The organism is Novosphingobium organovorum (genome assembly GCF_022832435.1).
GTDB classification, from domain to species: Bacteria; Pseudomonadota; Alphaproteobacteria; order Sphingomonadales; family Sphingomonadaceae; genus Novosphingobium; species Novosphingobium organovorum.
The window spans coordinates 1-14,747 of sequence record NZ_JALHLF010000038.1; the positions used below are offsets into that span (position 1 = coordinate 1).

Here is a 14,747-nt window from a genome sequence, read left to right on the forward strand (position 1 = left end):
GCGCCGCGGCGGCGGCGAGCCCCGATGGCGTCAGCACGGGGGGAGGGCCGCCGCGCGTTTCCAACTCGCTGGCCGCGGCGAGCTGCGTGCGGTTGGCGTCGGCCTGTGCAGCCAGCTGCGTGGCGAGCGCCACCGCCTCCTGGCGCTGCGCCAGCGGGATGTAGCTGTCCATCTGGGCAAGCGCGGTGGTCGCCTGGGGCAGCTCGGCGCGGCGCGCCAGCGTGACGAGGGCGTAGGCGCGCACCCAGTCCTTGGCGGCGAGGTCGCCGTTGAAGTGGGCGATCCCCAGGATGTACTGCGCCCGCGCATCGCCGCGCGCGGCGGAGGCTTCTATATAGGGCATCGCCTTGGCGCGCTCGCCGTCCTGGAACAGGAGGAGGCCGTAGTTGTCGGCCGCCTGGACATGGCCCTTGGCGGCCGCTTCGCCGTAAAGCGTCTTGGCGCGGGCAAGGTCGATGGGCACGCCGCGGCCCAGCTTGTAGGCCTGGGCGAGATTGAACTGGGCGTCGGGGTCGCCCTTGTCGGCAAGCGGTTTCCAGCGCGCGACCGCACCGGCAAAGTCCCCCTGTGACCAGGCGTCGACTCCGGCCTTGACCGTGTCCGCCGCGCTGGTGGCGGGCGTGCGGCTGGCTCCGGTGGCGCTGAGGGCAGGGCTGGGCAGCGTTGCTGCGGCAAGGAGCAGGGCAAGAAGCGTGGCGCCAGGCCGTGCGTGCGGCGCGGGCAGGGGTGCGCCAAAGGTCGCTGAGCCGCTCGTCCCGCGTCTGATCCCAGTGTTCAAACCCTGCACCCTTTCTCGAGTCTCTCGCCCGGACGCCGGGTACGATACGGAATCGCACCGGCGCTGTCTGTACCGGGTTTATCGGCCATCGCAGGGGGTGCTATCGGAGATCAAGGTAAATTCTTGATTAGCGATGCACCCTTGCGCAAATGGCCGGGCCTTTGACGAAGTGTGCAAATTTTACGCTGATTAACGGTAAATTAGGAACGGTCTGCGATTCCTGGCTCCCGAGAGGTATCGATCTCGACTTGTTTTTCGTAGGGGGCCGACTTTGCGGGTACTGGCACTGGCATCACAGAAGGGTGGATCGGGCAAGACGACCCTGGCCGGTCACTTGGCGGTTCAGGCGCAGCGGGCAGGGGCTGGCCCGGTGGTCCTTATCGACATCGATCCGCAAGGTTCGCTGGCCGATTGGTGGAATGAACGCGAAGCGGAACTGCCCGCCTTTGCGCAGACCACCGTGGCGCGCCTTGCCAACGATCTTCAGGTCCTGCGCCAGCAGGGCTTCAAGCTGGCGGTGATCGACACCCCGCCGGCCATCACCATGGCCATCCAGAGCGTGATCTCGGTTGCCGAACTGATCGTCGTGCCAACCCGACCGAGCCCGCACGACCTGCGCGCGGTGGGCGCCACGGTCGATCTGTGCGAGCGCGCGGGCAAGCCGCTGATGTTCGTCGTCAACGCCGCGACGCCCAAGGCGCGCATCACCGCCGAAGCCGCGGTCGCGCTGTCGCAGCATGGCACCGTGGCCCCGGTCACACTGCACCAGCGCACCGATTTCGCAGCCTCGATGATCGATGGTCGCACGGTCATGGAAGTCGATCCCAACGGGCGCTCGTCGCAGGAAGTGGCGGCGCTGTGGAACTACATTGCCGACCGGCTCGAGAAGAATTTCCGTCGCACCGTGTTTGCCGCCCCCGTGGCGGGTGCACCCGCGCACCAGGGCGTGGTTCGTCCGGTCGGCGGCTTCGGGCGCCGGGTCGCCGGGTCCTGACCCGGACGTAGCCGAGGCTGTTGAGGAGAACGAACCCGATGGAACGTGCGATCAACCCGACGCGGGCACCCGGCTTTGCGGTCTATACGGCGCTTGCCGCGGCGCTGCTGGGCGGTTTCGTCAGCCATTCGGCGATGGCGCAGAGCGATGCGGGCGCGATCGTCGTCACCGGAAAGGCGTTCACCGACCAGGCCTCGCGCGCGATCCTTAAGGCAGAGAAGCGGGTCGAGAAGGACCCGCGTTCGATTTCGCGTCGTAATGCCCTGGCGCATGTCTACCTTGGCGCGGGCCGTTTCGATTCGGCGGCAACCACCTTCAGCGATGCGCTGGCGCTGGGTGACAAGGACCCGCGCACCGCGCTCGGTCTGGCGCTGTCCTACATCGGCTCGGGCCGCAATGCGCAGGCGCTGCGCGTGCTGGGCACCTGGCAGGAACGGATCCCGGCGAGCGATCTGGGGCTGGCGGTCGCTCTTGCGGGGAATCCCGCGCAGGGCGTCGCGATCCTTACCGATGTCGTTCGGGGCGGAGAGAACACCCCCAAGGCGCGCCAGAACCTGGCCTATGCCTATGCGCTGGGTGGCCAGTGGGCCGAAGCGCGCATCATTGCCATGCAGGACGTGCCGGGCGATCAGCTCGACGCACGCCTGACCCAGTGGGCGCGCACCGCAGGCCCGTCCGAAAGCCGCACTCGCGTGGCGGCGCTGCTGGGCACGCCGCGCGGTGTCAGCGATCCGGGCCAGCCTGCGATGCTGGCGCTGGGCGGGGCGAGCGACGCGGTGCGCTACGCCAAGGCCGATCCGGTTCCGCAGAGCGTCGCGTCGGAGCGTTCCGAAGTCCTTGGACCCAGTGATCGGCGCGATGCCAACGGCGAGCTTCCCGCGCTGGCGAAGGCCGAGCCTATGCCTGCCGTTCCGGTCGTGCCGGTTCCGGCTGCGCGGCGCGATGTTTCCGCAGCTCCTGTCCAGATCGCCGCCGTCGAGGCGCCGACGGCCGAGGCACAGCATCGCGCGTTCGCCGAAGTGGACGAGGCCGCGCTCGAAGCGGGCCGGGCGCACGTGCGGTTCATCTCGCGCCCGATCGTCCAGCGCATTCCCGAAGTGCGCATGAGTCAGGCCATGCTGGCCGAGGCCGCGCCCGTGGCGGTTCCGGGCCATGCCGCCTCGCTGCGCCCGGCGCCCGCGCATCATGCGGGCGCAAGCGCACCGGCTAGCGCAAGCGTACCGGAGGGCGCAGGCACGGCGGCTTTCGCGTCGGCATCGTCGGCCCGGCTCCAGAACGCTTCCTTCGCCAGCGCCGAGACCACGCATCTCGTCCAGCTCGGCTCGTTCCGCACGATCGAGGGCGCCCGGCGCGCCTGGGGTATCTTCGTGGCGCGCGATCCCAGGCTCAGGGACCACACCATGCGCATCACCGAGGCGATGGTCGCGGGGCGGCGCTATTACCGTGTCGCCGCCGAAGGCTTCGATCGCGGTTCGGCCAGCTCGATGTGTTCGAGCGTGCAGAACCGGGGCCACGGCTGCTTCGCCTACGCCGAAACGCGTCCGCTGCCCGGCGCTCTGCCCGACCAGCCGCGCGGCAGCGGCATCCTGCGCGCGCGCTGAGCCGCGCTTACCAGTTCCATGTGAACCTTACGGGCCTTCATCCTTCGGGATGAAGGCCCTTTTTTTGTCCCGTGAGGGCGGGCAGAGGCGCGTCAGGCGGGGCTGACGCGCTTGGTCTTGATCGTCATGCCGCCCTTGAACAGCGCGAGGACGCGGCCCTGCACGGGCTGCTTGTCGAACGGGGTGTTGCCCGCGCTCGCGGCCATCTTGTCTGAATCGACGATCCACGGGCGGTCGGCATCGATCACTGCGATGTCCGCCTCGGCGCCCACTTCCAGTCTGCCCGCGTTGACGCCGAGCAGCTTTGCCGGGTTGGCGCAGAGCAGGTCGAAGGCGCGTTCGAGCGGGATCACCCCGTCGCGCACGAGGTTCATGGTCAGCGGCAGCAGCGTTTCCGCGCCCGCCATGCCCGGCGCGGAATCGGCGAAGGGCAGGCGCTTGTCCTCGGCGCCGCGCGGATCGTGGCCCGAGGCGATGACGTCGATCGTGCCATCGCCGATCGCGGCGATCACCGCCTTGCGATCCTCCTCGCTGCGCAGCGGCGGCGAGAGGTGGGCGAAGGTGCGGAAATTGGCCAGCGCCAGGTCGGAAAGCATGAAGTAGGCGGGGGAGACGCCCGCAGTGATCTTCACCCCGCGCGCCTTGGCCGCGCGCACCAGGTCGAGCCCGGCGCGGGTGGTGACGTTGCGCAAGTGAATGCGCGCGCCCGATAGGTCAGCCAGCGCCACATCGCGCGCGATGGCCAGCGCTTCGGCCTCGGCCGGGGCGCTGGGCAGGCCCAGCCGGGTCGCCATTTCGCCCGAGGTCGCCACTGCCTTGCCCGAAATTCCGGCATCTTCGGCGTGGGTTATGACCGGCAGGCCAAGCATCCCGGCGTATTGCAGCAGGCGCAGCATGGTGCCCGAATCGCCGATCCAGCGGCGCCCGGTGGCCACCGCCCTGGCGCCAGCGTCGCGCATCAACGCGATCTCGGCGAGCGATTCCCCGGCGAGGCCGCGCGTCGCGCCGCCCAGCGGATGGACCCAGAAGTCCGGCTTGCCCGACTGCGCGGCAAACCGCACGCGCGAGGGAATGTCGAGCGGGGTCGGCTGGTCGGGCATCAGCGCGGCGCGGGTGATGCCGCCGAAGTGGAAGGCGGGCTTGTCGATCTCGAACACGCCCAGATCGACGAGGCCCGGCGCGATCAGCAGCCCGCGCGCGTCATAGACGGTATCGCCCGGCTCGGCGCAAACGTCAGGCCCGATCGCGGTGATGAAGCCGCCCTCGGCGCGCAGCGCGCCCTTTTCGATGCGCCCGTCAGGCCGGACGAGGCGGCCGTTGGCGACCGTCAGCGGTGCGTGCTGGCTCATGCCCAACCCTCCATCTTGCGGCCCTTGCGGGTGAGCACCTCGAGGCAGGCCATGCGCATCGCGACGCCCATTTCGACTTGCGTGGTGATCTGCGAGCGGCCGATCATGTCCGCGACGTTGCTCTCGATCTCGATGCCCCGGTTCATCGGACCGGGGTGCATCACCAGCGCGTTGCTTTCGGCCAGCTGCAGGCGCTCCTGCGAGAGGCCGTAGAGGTGGCGGTATTCGCGCGGGGAGGGGATGAACTGGCCTTCCATGCGCTCCATCTGCAGGCGCAGCATCATGACCACGTCGGCGCCCGCGAGGGCGGCGTCGAAATCGTGGAAGACGGTGACGTTCATCCGCTCGATGTCTGCGGGCATCAGCGCGGGCGGGGCGCAGACGCGCACGTCGGCGCCGAGCGAGGTCAGGCACAGGATGTTCGAGCGCGCGACGCGGCTGTGCAGGATATCGCCGCAGATCGTCACGCGAAGGCCGTTGAAGGCGCGCTTGGCGTGGCGGATGGTCAGCGCGTCGAGCAGCGCCTGGGTCGGATGTTCGTGCTGTCCGTCGCCCGCGTTGAGGACCGGGCAATCGACCTTGTCGGCGATCAGCTGCACCGCGCCCGAACTGGAATGGCGGATGACGATGGCGTCGGCGCGCATGGCGTTGAGCGTCATCGCGGTGTCGATCAGGGTTTCGCCCTTCTTCACGCTCGAGGTCGCGACGGCCATGTTGACGACGTCGGCGCCCAGGCGCTTGCCCGCGATCTCGAAGCTGAGCAGCGTGCGGGTCGAATTCTCGAAGAAGGCGTTGATGATGGTCAGGCCCGAGAGCATGTCGCGCCGTTTCTGCGCCCCCCGGTTGAGCTCGACCCACTGCTGCGCTTCGTCGAGCAGGAACCAGATTTCGTGGGGCGCAAGGCCGGCGATACCGACAAGGCCATCGTGCGGGAACGCCGCGCGGCCTTCGGGATAAATGTATTCTGGAGCTGTCATCGAAGACAGGGCCTTAGGCCCCCTCAGGGCCGGGCTCAAGCCCCATTGTTAGGTCCTTTTCGACCGTCCGGGGCAAGGCGCTGCGCCGGGCGGCCGGACGCGCCGGGCGGGGCGATCAAGAGGGGCCTTTCGCGGCGGAGCCCCCCCGGCTAGGTTATGCCCCGATCAATCCGGGAGTCTGCATGAAATTCGCCTTAAAGGTCTGGAAGTTGCTGGTCGGCATCAAGGATGGGCTGGCGCTTCTCTTCCTGCTCGTGTTCTTTGCGGCGCTGTTTGGTGTGCTGTCGATGCGGCCGGTCGCGGGCAAGGTCACCGATGGCGCGCTGGTGCTCGATCTTGACGGGCGCGTGGTTGAGGAGAAGAGCGCTCCCGATCCGGTCAACATCGTGCTCTCGCGCGAGGCGCCGGTGAACGAATACCTCGTGCGCGACCTGGTGCGCGCGCTCGACACGGCGGCGAAGGACAAGCGGATCAAGGTGGTCGTGCTCGATCTGTCGCGTTTCCTGGGCGGCGGACAGGTCGATATCCGAACGCTCGGCGGGGCGATCGATCAGGTGCGCGCGGCGAAGAAGCCGGTGCTGGCCTTTGCCAACGCCTATGCCGATGACGGCGTGCTGCTTGCCGCGCACGCGAGCGAGGTCTGGGTCGATCCGATGGGCGGCGCCTTCGTGTCGGGGCCGGGCGGCAGCGCGCTCTACTTCAAGGGGCTGTTCGACCGGTTCGGGGTGAACGCCCATATCTACCGCGCGGGCACCTACAAGAGCGCGGTGGAGCCCTATTTCCTTTCGGGCATGTCGGACAAGGCGCGCGAGGATTACGAGGGCGTGTACGGTGCGCTGTGGGCGGGCTGGAAGGCCGATCTCGCCAAGGCGCGGCCCAAGGCTTCGATCGATCTCATCACCCGCGATCCGGCCGCCTGGGCGCAATCGGGCAAGGGTAATCTGGCGGAGGCTTCGAAGGCGTCCGGGCTGGTCGACCGGATCGGCGACAAGACAGAATTCGAGGCCCGCGTGACCCAGCTGGTGGGCGCGGCCCCGGCCACCGCCAGCGACGATCTGCCTTACGCGAACACCAGCCTCGCAACCTGGCTGGCCGCCAATCCGGCGCCCCGTACGGGCGCGAAGATCGGTGTCGTGACGGTGGCGGGCACCATCGTCGATGGCGATGCTGGCCCCGGCGAGGCGGGCGGCGATCGCATTGCCGGGCTGCTCGACGACAATATCGACGAAGGCTTCAAGGCGCTCGTCGTGCGGGTCAATTCTCCGGGCGGTTCGGTCATGGCCTCCGAGCGCATCCGCCGCGCGATCGCGCGCTACAAGGCCAGGAAGATCCCGGTCGTGATTTCGATGGGCAATCTGGCCGCGAGCGGCGGGTACTGGGTCTCGACCACCGGCGATCGCATCTTCGCGCAGCCCGACACGATCACCGGTTCGATCGGCGTCTTCGCCGTGGCGACCAGCTTCGAGAAGACGCTCGCCAAGTTCGGCGTGACCACCGACGGGGTCAAGACCACCCCGCTTTCGGGTGAACCCGACGTGCTGGCGGGTTTCTCGCCCGAAGTCGATGCGCTGCTTCAGGCCTCGGTCGACGGGACCTATGCGCGCTTTACCGAACTGGCCGCCAAGGCCCGTCACCAGAGCGTCGCGCAGATCGACGCAATCGCGCAGGGGCGCGTCTGGGCGGGCGCCGAGGCGCAGAAGGTCGGGCTTGTCGACCAGATGGGCGGGCTCGACGCGGCGCTCGCCTACGCCGCCAAGGCGGGCGGTGTCGGCAATGGCAAGTGGCAGGCGGTCTATCTTGCCAGCAAGCCCGATGCCGTGTCCGAGGCGATCAGCGCGCTGCTGGGCGGATCGGGCGAGCAAGCGCGCCTTGCGCCCGATTTCGCGGCGCTGGTCAACCGGCGCAGCAACGCGCAGCTTGGCGCGGCGGCGGCCCAGCTCAAGGGGATGCTTTCGCAAAGCGGGGCGCAGGCCTACTGCCTGCTGTGCGCGGGCGTTGCCGGCAGCGGCGAAGAGGCCGCAGGGGCGAGCGCCCAAGCGCCCACGCCCTTGCCGATCCCCGGCTGGCTGGGCGCGCTGATCGCGCCGCGCTGATTCGCGCTGCCGCAAGGGGCTGGGCGCGGCGGGGAAGGGCGCGCGTCGCCCCTTTCGATCCTCGCCGCAGGTCTGTCGCCATACGTGCGGCGTGTCCGGCTGGTCTCCGGGCCGATCGTCAGGCGGGCGGAATTTCGCCGGGGCTGAATTCGGGTTGGTCGAAATCGGGCTGATCGAAGTCCGGGCCGGGCATCGGGGCTTCGTCTGGTCCTTGCGGAACGGGCGTTTCCGGCGGTGTGCGGCCGGGTTCGTCGCCGGGTTGGGTGGCCATGCTGTCCTCCGTATCGGATCGCCCCGCAAGGTACGGGGCTGTCTCCTGCAAGTGGGGTTGGCGCCGGGCGGGTGCAAGATCGGGGTGCATGAGACGGGCGCGGTGTCGATCTTAAGGGGTTTGGGCGAGTCGCGACGCTTGCCCTTTTGCGCGTGTCCTTATAAGGGCACGTCCCTTGAGTTTCAGGCTTCATCCATGCGGGCGTGGCGGAACTGGTAGACGCGCCAGATTTAGGTTCTGGTATCGAAAGATGTGGGGGTTCGAGTCCCTTCGCCCGCACCAGTCCGTCGCGCATGGCCGGATGAGGCACGCGAATCGGCCTTGCCCAAGCGATTTGGCATGGCTCAACGGATTGCACAGGAAGGCATTGAGATGCAGATCGTCGAAACGACAAACGAGGGCCTGAAGCGCGCCTACACGGTGACCATCCCGGCCACCACCATCACCGAACGCGTCGAGGGCGAGATCAAGAAGATCGCGCCGCAGGTGCGCATGCCCGGCTTCCGTCCCGGCAAGGTTCCCGCCAACCTCGTGCGCAAGATGCACGGTGACGCGATTCACCAGGACATGCTCAACAACGTCATTCGTGAAGCGATGGACAAGCTGGTCGCCGACAAGGCGCTGCGTCCCGCGATGAACCCCGACGTTTCGCTGGGCGAAGGCTACGAGCAGGGCAAGGACGCCGAGCTGACCGTGGCGCTGGAAATCCTTCCCGAGATCGCGGCGCCCTCGATCGAAGGCCTCAAGCTCGAAAAGCTGACCGTCCCCGTCGCCGAGGACGCCGTCACCGAGCAGGTCGAGCGGATCGCCAGCCAGCAGAAGCGCTACGAAGCCAAGGACGGCGCGGCCGAAGACGGCGATCAGGTGATCTGCGACTTCACCGGCAAGCTCGACGGCGAGCCCTTCGAGGGTGGCGCGGCCGAGAAGCAGCCGATCGTGATCGGTTCGGGCCAGCTCATTCCGGGCTTCGAAGAGCAGCTGGTCGGCATCAAGGCGGGTGAAGAGCGCGTCATCACGGTGACCTTCCCCGAGGACTACCAGGCCGCGCACCTCGCCGGCAAGGAAACCACCTTCGACATCGTCGCGCACGAGATCAAGGCTCCCGCCGACACCGCGATCGACGACGAGTTCGCCAAGCAGCTCGGCCTCGAGAGCCTCGAACAGCTCCAGGGCCTGATCAAGGGCCAGCTCGAGCAGGAGACCGCCGGTCTCACCCGCACCGCGATGAAGCGCCAGCTGCTCGACCAGCTCGCCGCCGGTCACGATTTCGACGTGCCGCCCTCGATGGTCGAAGCCGAGTTCAACCAGATCTGGCAGCAGCTCGTGCAGGAAGCCTCGCACGAGGAAGACGCCGAAGCCGCGATGGCCGAGATCGAGGCGGAGAAGGACGACTACCGCAAGATCGCCGAGCGCCGCGTGCGTCTGGGCCTGCTGCTGTCGGAAATCGGCCAGGCCAACGGCGTCGAGGTGACCCAGCAGGAAATGTCGATGCTCGTCTCGCAGGCGGCGCAGCAGTACCGTCCCGAGGATCGCCAGCGCTTCTTCGAATACGTCCAGCAGGACCCGATGATGGCCGCCCAGCTGCGCGCCCCGCTCTATGAGGACAAGGTCGTCGACTTCCTCATCGAGAAGTCGGACGTGACCGAGCGCGAAGTGACCCGCGAGGAACTGCAGGCCGCGATCGAGGCCGACGAGGACGGCGCGAGCGAGGAAGCCAAGCCCGCCAAGAAGCCGGCGGCCAAGAAGGCCGCCGCCAAGAAGGCGGACGAAGCCGAAGGCGCCGACGAAGGCGAAGCCAAGGAAGCCAAGAAGCCGGCTGCCAAGAAGCCTGCGGCCAAGAAGGCCGCCGCCAAGAAGGACGAGGACGGCGAGGAGGCTGCGGCCAAGAAGCCGGCCAAGAAGGCTCCCGCCAAGAAGGCGGCCGAGGCCAAGGAAGACTGATTTGGGCCGGGAGCGCCCTGCGCTCCCGCCTGAAGCGCAAAACGGCCCGGCGTGGACATCCACGTCGGGCCGTTTTGCGTATGCAAGGACAGGCCCTTAGTCGGGGGCGGGGGACCAGGGTTTGAAGCGTGGCACGGCGAGTGTGGCCGTGCGTGCGCGCTCGTAGGCCGCGCCGATCTTCAGCACGCGCTCGTCCTGCCATTTGCCGGCCATGAACGAGAGCCCGATCGGCAGCCCTTCGATCGCGCCCATCGGCACGGTGAGGTGCGGATAGCCCGCGATCGCCGCGAGCGAACCCGCGCCGATGCCGGGGAAGTTGTCGCCGTTGACCGGATCGATGGTCCAGGCCGGGCCCGCCGTCGGGGCGACCAGAACGTCGAGATGGTCACGCGCGAGGAGCGCGTCGATCCCCTCGGGCCCGGCGAGGCGGTAGGAATTGGCGCGTGCGGCGCGGTAGGCGGCGGTGTAGGTGCTGCCTTGCGCCTCGAGAAAGTCCTCCTGCCCGTAGAAGCGCATTTCGTCTTTGGCGTGGGCCTTGTTGAAGGCGATCAGATCCTCGAGGCTGCGCACGGCGGGGTGGCCGGGGAGGCTGGCGAGGTAGGCGTTGATGCCTTCGCGAAACTCGTAGTGGAGCACTATGCCCTCGTCGCGGCCCATCGCCGGATCGCGCGTGTAGTCGACATCGACGATGACCGCTCCGGCGCGCGCCATGTCGGCCAGAGCGCGGTCGAGAAGGGCGGTGACGCCGGGCATCGTGCCCGACTGGCGGCGCAGGACGCCGATGCGTAGCCCCTTGAGGCTGGCCGTCGCGAGGCCTCGGGTAAAATCGATCGCGTGGGCGCCCGCCTCGGCGGTGGCCGGATCGGCCGGATCGGGACCGGCCATCGCGGTGAGCAGGCGCGCGGCGTCGGTTACGCTCGTGGCCATCGGACCGGCGGTGTCCTGGCTCGCGCTGATCGGCACGATGAAGTGGCGGCTGACGAGGCCCACGGTGGGCTTGAAGCCGACGATGCCATTGACCGAGGCGGGGCAGGTGATCGACCCGTCGGTCTCGGTGCCGATGGCCGCCCAGGCGAGGCCCGCCGCCACCGCCGCTCCGCTCCCCGAGGATGAGCCGCAGGGGCTGCGGTCGGTGGCGTAGGGGTTCTTGGTCTGCCCGCCGACGCCACTCCATCCGCTGGAGGACCGCTCGCCGCGAAAGTTGGCCCATTCGGACAAGTTGGTCTTGCCCAGGATCACCGCGCCCGCGCGGCGCAGGTTCGCGACCAGCGGCGCGTCGCGCCCGGTGGCGTTCCCAGCGAGGGCGAGGCTGCCCGCCGTGGTGGGCATGTCGGCGGTCTCGATGTTGTCCTTGATGAGGACGCTGAGCCCATCGAGCGGGGCGCCGGGATGATGCGGTGCGGATTGGGCCGATGGGGCGGTGACGATGACCGCATCGAGTTCGGGCCCGGCGTCATCGATCGCGGCGATGCGCGCAAGATAGGTGGCCGGGGACTCTCCGGCCTGCGCGCAAGGGGCGCCGAGCGCGAGCGAAAGCGCGATGGCGCTGGCGATCGCGCGGGCTGGCGGGCGGTTGGCCGGGTGCGGGCGGGGGGCAGGCCGTCGCGTCAATCGATTGGTCCTTTCGTGTCTGGTTACGAGACACGGTGAGACGAATTAGGACGCATCACAATGCGATTGTAGCAAACCATACACCGATTGGTGGGTTAATGCCCTTGAATGTCGCGTTCAGGCACGCGACATAGGCGATCCAACCAGATGAGGAATCCCATGCTCGACCTGTTTGGCGCCACAGGCGCTCAAGGCAAATTCACCACCGATCCCGTGACCGGCGCGCTTGTGCCGATGGTCGTCGAGCAGACCAGCCGCGGTGAACGCAGCTTCGACATCTATTCGCGCCTCCTGCGCGAGCGTATCGTGTTCGTCACCGGCCAAGTCGAGGATCACATGGCCTCGCTGATCGTCGCGCAGCTGCTGTTCCTCGAATCGGAAAACCCCTCGAAGGACATCTCGATGTACATCAACTCGCCGGGTGGTGTCGTCACGGCGGGCATGGCGATCTACGACACCATGCAGTACATCAAGCCGCGCGTCTCGACCGTGTGCATCGGTCAGGCCGCCTCGATGGGCAGCTTCCTGCTCGCGGCGGGTGAGCCGGGCATGCGCATCGCGCTGCCCAACGCGCGCATCATGGTCCACCAGCCTTCGGGCGGGGCTCAGGGCATGGCCTCGGACATCGAGATCCAGGCGCGCGAAATCCTGCGCATGCGCAAGCGTCTCAACGAATGCTACGTCAAGTTCACGGGCAAGTCGCTCGACGAAATCGAAAAGGCGATGGACCGCGACACCTTCCTGGAGGCTGAGGAAGCGCTGGCCTTCGGGCTGGTCGACAAGGTCTTCGAATCGCGCCCCGACGGGGACAAGGCCGAAGGCTGAGAGGTTTGACGAAGGGCACGCAACAGGCGGAGCGCGCCCTTCACTCCCTGTCAAGGATGACCGCCTAGGATTGCTAAACCGGTCCCGTCCAAGGTACAATCAGTGAGTCGGCCCCTGGACGGGCATTAGATGGAACAAAAGAACATTGAGCGGATCTGACGCGAAAAGCACCCTGTACTGCAGCTTCTGCGGCAAGTCGCAGCACGAAGTGCGCAAGCTGATCGCGGGGCCTACGGTTTTCATCTGCGATGAGTGTGTCGAGCTGTGCAACGACATCATCCGGGAAGAAACCAAGGCCGGAATCGCGGGCAAGAAGGACGGCGGTGTCCCGAGCCCTCGCGAAATCTGCGAGACGCTGAACGACTACGTGATCGGCCAGGAACGCGCCAAGCGTGTCCTGTCGGTGGCTGTCCACAACCACTACAAGCGCCTCAAGCACTCGAGCAAGCAGGGCGACGTCGAACTCTCGAAGTCGAACATCCTGCTCGTGGGGCCGACGGGTTCGGGCAAGACGCTGCTCGCGCAGACGCTCGCCAAGACCTTCGACGTGCCCTTCACCATGGCCGACGCGACCACGCTGACCGAAGCGGGCTACGTTGGTGAGGACGTGGAAAACATCATCCTCAAGCTGCTCCAGGCTTCCGACTACAACGTCGAGAAGGCGCAGCACGGCATCGTCTACATCGACGAGATCGACAAGATCAGCCGCAAGGCCGAAAACCCGTCGATCACGCGCGACGTGTCGGGCGAAGGCGTGCAGCAGGCGCTGCTCAAGCTGATGGAAGGCACCACCGCCTCGGTCCCCCCGCAGGGCGGGCGCAAGCACCCCCAGCAGGAGTTCCTGCAGGTCGATACGACGAACATCCTGTTCATCTGTGGCGGCGCCTTTGCGGGTCTCGAAAAGATCATCGCCGATCGCCTTCAGAAACGTTCGATCGGCTTTGGCGCGCACGTCGCCGATCCCGACAAGCGCCGGGTGGGCGAACTGCTCCAGAAGAGCGAGCCCGAGGATCTTCTCAAGTTCGGTCTGATCCCCGAATTCGTCGGGCGTCTGCCGGTCATCGCCACGCTCGAGGATCTCGACATCTCGGCGCTGGTGCAGATCCTCAAGGAGCCCAAGAACGCGCTGATCAAGCAGTACGCCAAGCTGTTCGATCTGGAGGACGTGGAACTCACGTTCACCGACGAGGCGCTCGAGGCGATCGCGCAGAAGGCGATCGACCGCAAGACCGGCGCGCGCGGGCTTCGCTCGATCGTCGAAGGGCTGCTGCTCGACACGATGTACGATCTGCCGACCGAAGAGAACATCGCCGAAGTCGTCGTCGATGGCGACGTGGTGGCTGGCCGCAAGGAACCGGTCCGCGTCCTCAAGGGCGACAAGGCCGAAGAGGCCGCCTGACGCCTTGCGCTGGCCGGTCGGCTGGGCGAGCCGCCTGACAGGTAAACGGAAAAAAGGGCCTGCCGGATCGCTCCGGCAGGCCCTTTTTCGTGTTGGCGGGTGGGGACGGCTCAGCGCCCTTCCATCTTGGGGCCCATGGTGCCGTTGGGGTTGGCCGCCTGGCGCACCGCCGGATCGCCGATGTGGGCGTGGCGCAGGATCTTGCCATCCCCCTTGACGGTCATGTCCTCGGACGTGGTCGAGGCCATCAGCCAGCCCTTGGGGGTGTTGATCCAGGTGTCCTGCGACACCGCGATCAGTTCCATGGCGTGGGACTTGCCATCCTTGGCCTTGACCGTGGCGCTGGCGGTCATGGTCTGTTCGACGTGGGCGGTCTTGCCCTCGATCGTGACCTTGCCGAGCGTGGTGGTGGTGTGGCGGTTGGGATCGCGGGGAACCTGCGCCAGTTCGCTCACCATGGCATCGGCATCGATGGTCTTGCCGCTCAACTGGGTGCTGGTGAAGCCCGGCGCGAGCAGGGCCTTGATGCGCGGTGCGGAGCGCGATTCCATCGCGGCCTTGAGTTCGGTGTAGCGCGCTTGGAGCTGGGTGCGCGCGGCCGCGTTGGCGGCGGCCGGGGCGGCTGCGCTGACCGGGGTGGCGGGAGCAGCTTGCGCCAGACCTGGCAGCGTGAGGGCAGCCAGCGTCGAGGACAGGAAGAGGACCTTGGCGGTCGAAGAAAGCATTGGCGAAACCCTCGCATTTCGTTTGGGGCAAATCGTTCGAACCCGCGCGCGTGCCGGGATCGGTCCGCACGGGGCGCGCGGTGGACGGGCGCTGTTGTGAAGCGCCGATCCTGAACCGCTCATGGGCCAAACGCGCGAAGGCGGAGGCAGTGCCCGATTTTCGTGTCGCTGTTTGTCGCGCGC

The 14,747-nt window shown here is 67.6% G+C and carries 12 protein-coding genes and 1 tRNA gene; 7 read left to right on the forward strand and 6 right to left on the reverse strand.

Annotated features, from left to right (window positions below):
* The coding region (locus MTR62_RS11005) for a tetratricopeptide repeat protein (RefSeq protein ID WP_407672668.1) at positions 1 to 778 on the reverse strand (778 nt) is incomplete at its 3' end.
* A 271-nt stretch (positions 779 to 1,049) separates the two neighbouring features.
* Between MTR62_RS11005 and MTR62_RS11010 the strand changes: the two genes are divergently transcribed.
* Together MTR62_RS11010 and MTR62_RS11015 are read left to right on the forward strand one after the other, a co-directional pair.
* Positions 1,050 to 1,772, forward strand: coding sequence for a ParA family protein (locus MTR62_RS11010; RefSeq protein WP_244020769.1), 723 nt, complete (start codon positions 1,050 to 1,052; stop codon positions 1,770 to 1,772).
* 38 nt (positions 1,773 to 1,810) lie between these two features.
* A complete protein-coding gene (locus tag MTR62_RS11015) occupies positions 1,811 to 3,373 on the forward strand; it encodes a tetratricopeptide repeat protein (RefSeq protein WP_244020778.1) in 1,563 nt (520 codons plus the stop codon).
* Between the two features lie 92 nt (positions 3,374 to 3,465).
* Here MTR62_RS11015 and MTR62_RS11020 read toward each other — a convergent pair whose 3' ends face one another.
* Together MTR62_RS11020 and MTR62_RS11025 are read right to left on the reverse strand one after the other, a co-directional pair.
* Positions 3,466 to 4,722 carry a dihydroorotase gene (locus MTR62_RS11020; protein WP_244020780.1) on the reverse strand — a complete coding sequence of 419 codons (1,257 nt, stop codon included), beginning with the start codon at positions 4,720 to 4,722 and terminating at the stop codon, positions 3,466 to 3,468.
* On the reverse strand, positions 4,719 to 5,699 hold the full coding sequence (locus tag MTR62_RS11025) for an aspartate carbamoyltransferase catalytic subunit (protein WP_244020782.1): 981 nt from the start codon (positions 5,697 to 5,699) through the stop codon (positions 4,719 to 4,721). The genes MTR62_RS11020 and MTR62_RS11025 overlap by 4 nt, the downstream gene beginning before the upstream one ends.
* Positions 5,700 to 5,881: 182 nt before the next feature.
* Here MTR62_RS11025 and sppA point away from each other — a divergent pair, with 182 nt between their 5' ends.
* Entirely contained in the window at positions 5,882 to 7,792 is a 1,911-nt protein-coding gene (gene sppA / locus MTR62_RS11030) for a signal peptide peptidase SppA (protein WP_244020785.1), read from the forward strand.
* Positions 7,793 to 7,910: 118 nt separating this feature from the next.
* On the opposite strand, the gene MTR62_RS11035 is transcribed toward sppA, so the two are convergent.
* Positions 7,911 to 8,063 carry a hypothetical protein gene (locus MTR62_RS11035; RefSeq protein WP_244020786.1) on the reverse strand — a complete coding sequence of 51 codons (153 nt, stop codon included), beginning with the start codon at positions 8,061 to 8,063 and terminating at the stop codon, positions 7,911 to 7,913.
* Positions 8,064 to 8,260: 197 nt separating this feature from the next.
* On the opposite strand from MTR62_RS11035, the gene MTR62_RS11040 reads away from it, so the two are divergent.
* Positions 8,261 to 8,345, forward strand: a tRNA-Leu gene (locus MTR62_RS11040).
* A 90-nt stretch (positions 8,346 to 8,435) separates the two neighbouring features.
* On the forward strand, positions 8,436 to 10,004 hold the full coding sequence (gene tig, locus MTR62_RS11045) for a trigger factor (protein ID WP_244020787.1): 1,569 nt from the start codon (positions 8,436 to 8,438) through the stop codon (positions 10,002 to 10,004).
* A gap of 96 nt (positions 10,005 to 10,100) precedes the next feature.
* On the opposite strand, the gene MTR62_RS11050 is transcribed toward tig, so the two are convergent.
* Entirely contained in the window at positions 10,101 to 11,615 is a 1,515-nt protein-coding gene (locus tag MTR62_RS11050; protein WP_244020788.1) for an amidase, read from the reverse strand.
* 159 nt (positions 11,616 to 11,774) lie between these two features.
* Here MTR62_RS11050 and clpP point away from each other — a divergent pair, with 159 nt between their 5' ends.
* Positions 11,775 to 12,440, forward strand: coding sequence for an ATP-dependent Clp endopeptidase proteolytic subunit ClpP (gene clpP / locus MTR62_RS11055; RefSeq protein ID WP_268739802.1), 666 nt, complete (start codon positions 11,775 to 11,777; stop codon positions 12,438 to 12,440).
* A 145-nt stretch (positions 12,441 to 12,585) separates the two neighbouring features.
* Entirely contained in the window at positions 12,586 to 13,839 is a 1,254-nt protein-coding gene (gene clpX, locus MTR62_RS11060) for an ATP-dependent Clp protease ATP-binding subunit ClpX (protein WP_244020789.1), read from the forward strand.
* A 110-nt stretch (positions 13,840 to 13,949) separates the two neighbouring features.
* Here the strand turns inward: clpX and MTR62_RS11065 are convergent, their stop codons facing one another.
* On the reverse strand, positions 13,950 to 14,564 hold the full coding sequence (locus MTR62_RS11065; protein ID WP_244020790.1) for a nuclear transport factor 2 family protein: 615 nt from the start codon (positions 14,562 to 14,564) through the stop codon (positions 13,950 to 13,952).
* Positions 14,565 to 14,747: the final 183 nt, after the last annotated feature.

Excerpts from the sequence above, each read along its gene's own strand:
- MTR62_RS11020 (WP_244020780.1), bottom strand. The coding sequence starts at position 4,722 with ATGAGCCAGCACGCACCGCTGACGGTCGCCAACGGCCGCCTCGTCCGG.
- MTR62_RS11015 (WP_244020778.1), top strand. The coding sequence starts at position 1,811 with ATGGAACGTGCGATCAACCCGACGCGGGCACCCGGCTTTGCGGTCTAT.
- sppA (WP_244020785.1), top strand. The coding sequence starts at position 5,882 with ATGAAATTCGCCTTAAAGGTCTGGAAGTTGCTGGTCGGCATCAAGGAT.
- MTR62_RS11025 (WP_244020782.1), bottom strand. The coding sequence starts at position 5,699 with ATGACAGCTCCAGAATACATTTATCCCGAAGGCCGCGCGGCGTTCCCG.
- MTR62_RS11035 (WP_244020786.1), bottom strand. The coding sequence starts at position 8,063 with ATGGCCACCCAACCCGGCGACGAACCCGGCCGCACACCGCCGGAAACG.
- clpP (WP_268739802.1), top strand. The coding sequence starts at position 11,775 with ATGCTCGACCTGTTTGGCGCCACAGGCGCTCAAGGCAAATTCACCACC.
- MTR62_RS11065 (WP_244020790.1), bottom strand. The coding sequence starts at position 14,564 with ATGCTTTCTTCGACCGCCAAGGTCCTCTTCCTGTCCTCGACGCTGGCT.
- tig (WP_244020787.1), top strand. The coding sequence starts at position 8,436 with ATGCAGATCGTCGAAACGACAAACGAGGGCCTGAAGCGCGCCTACACG.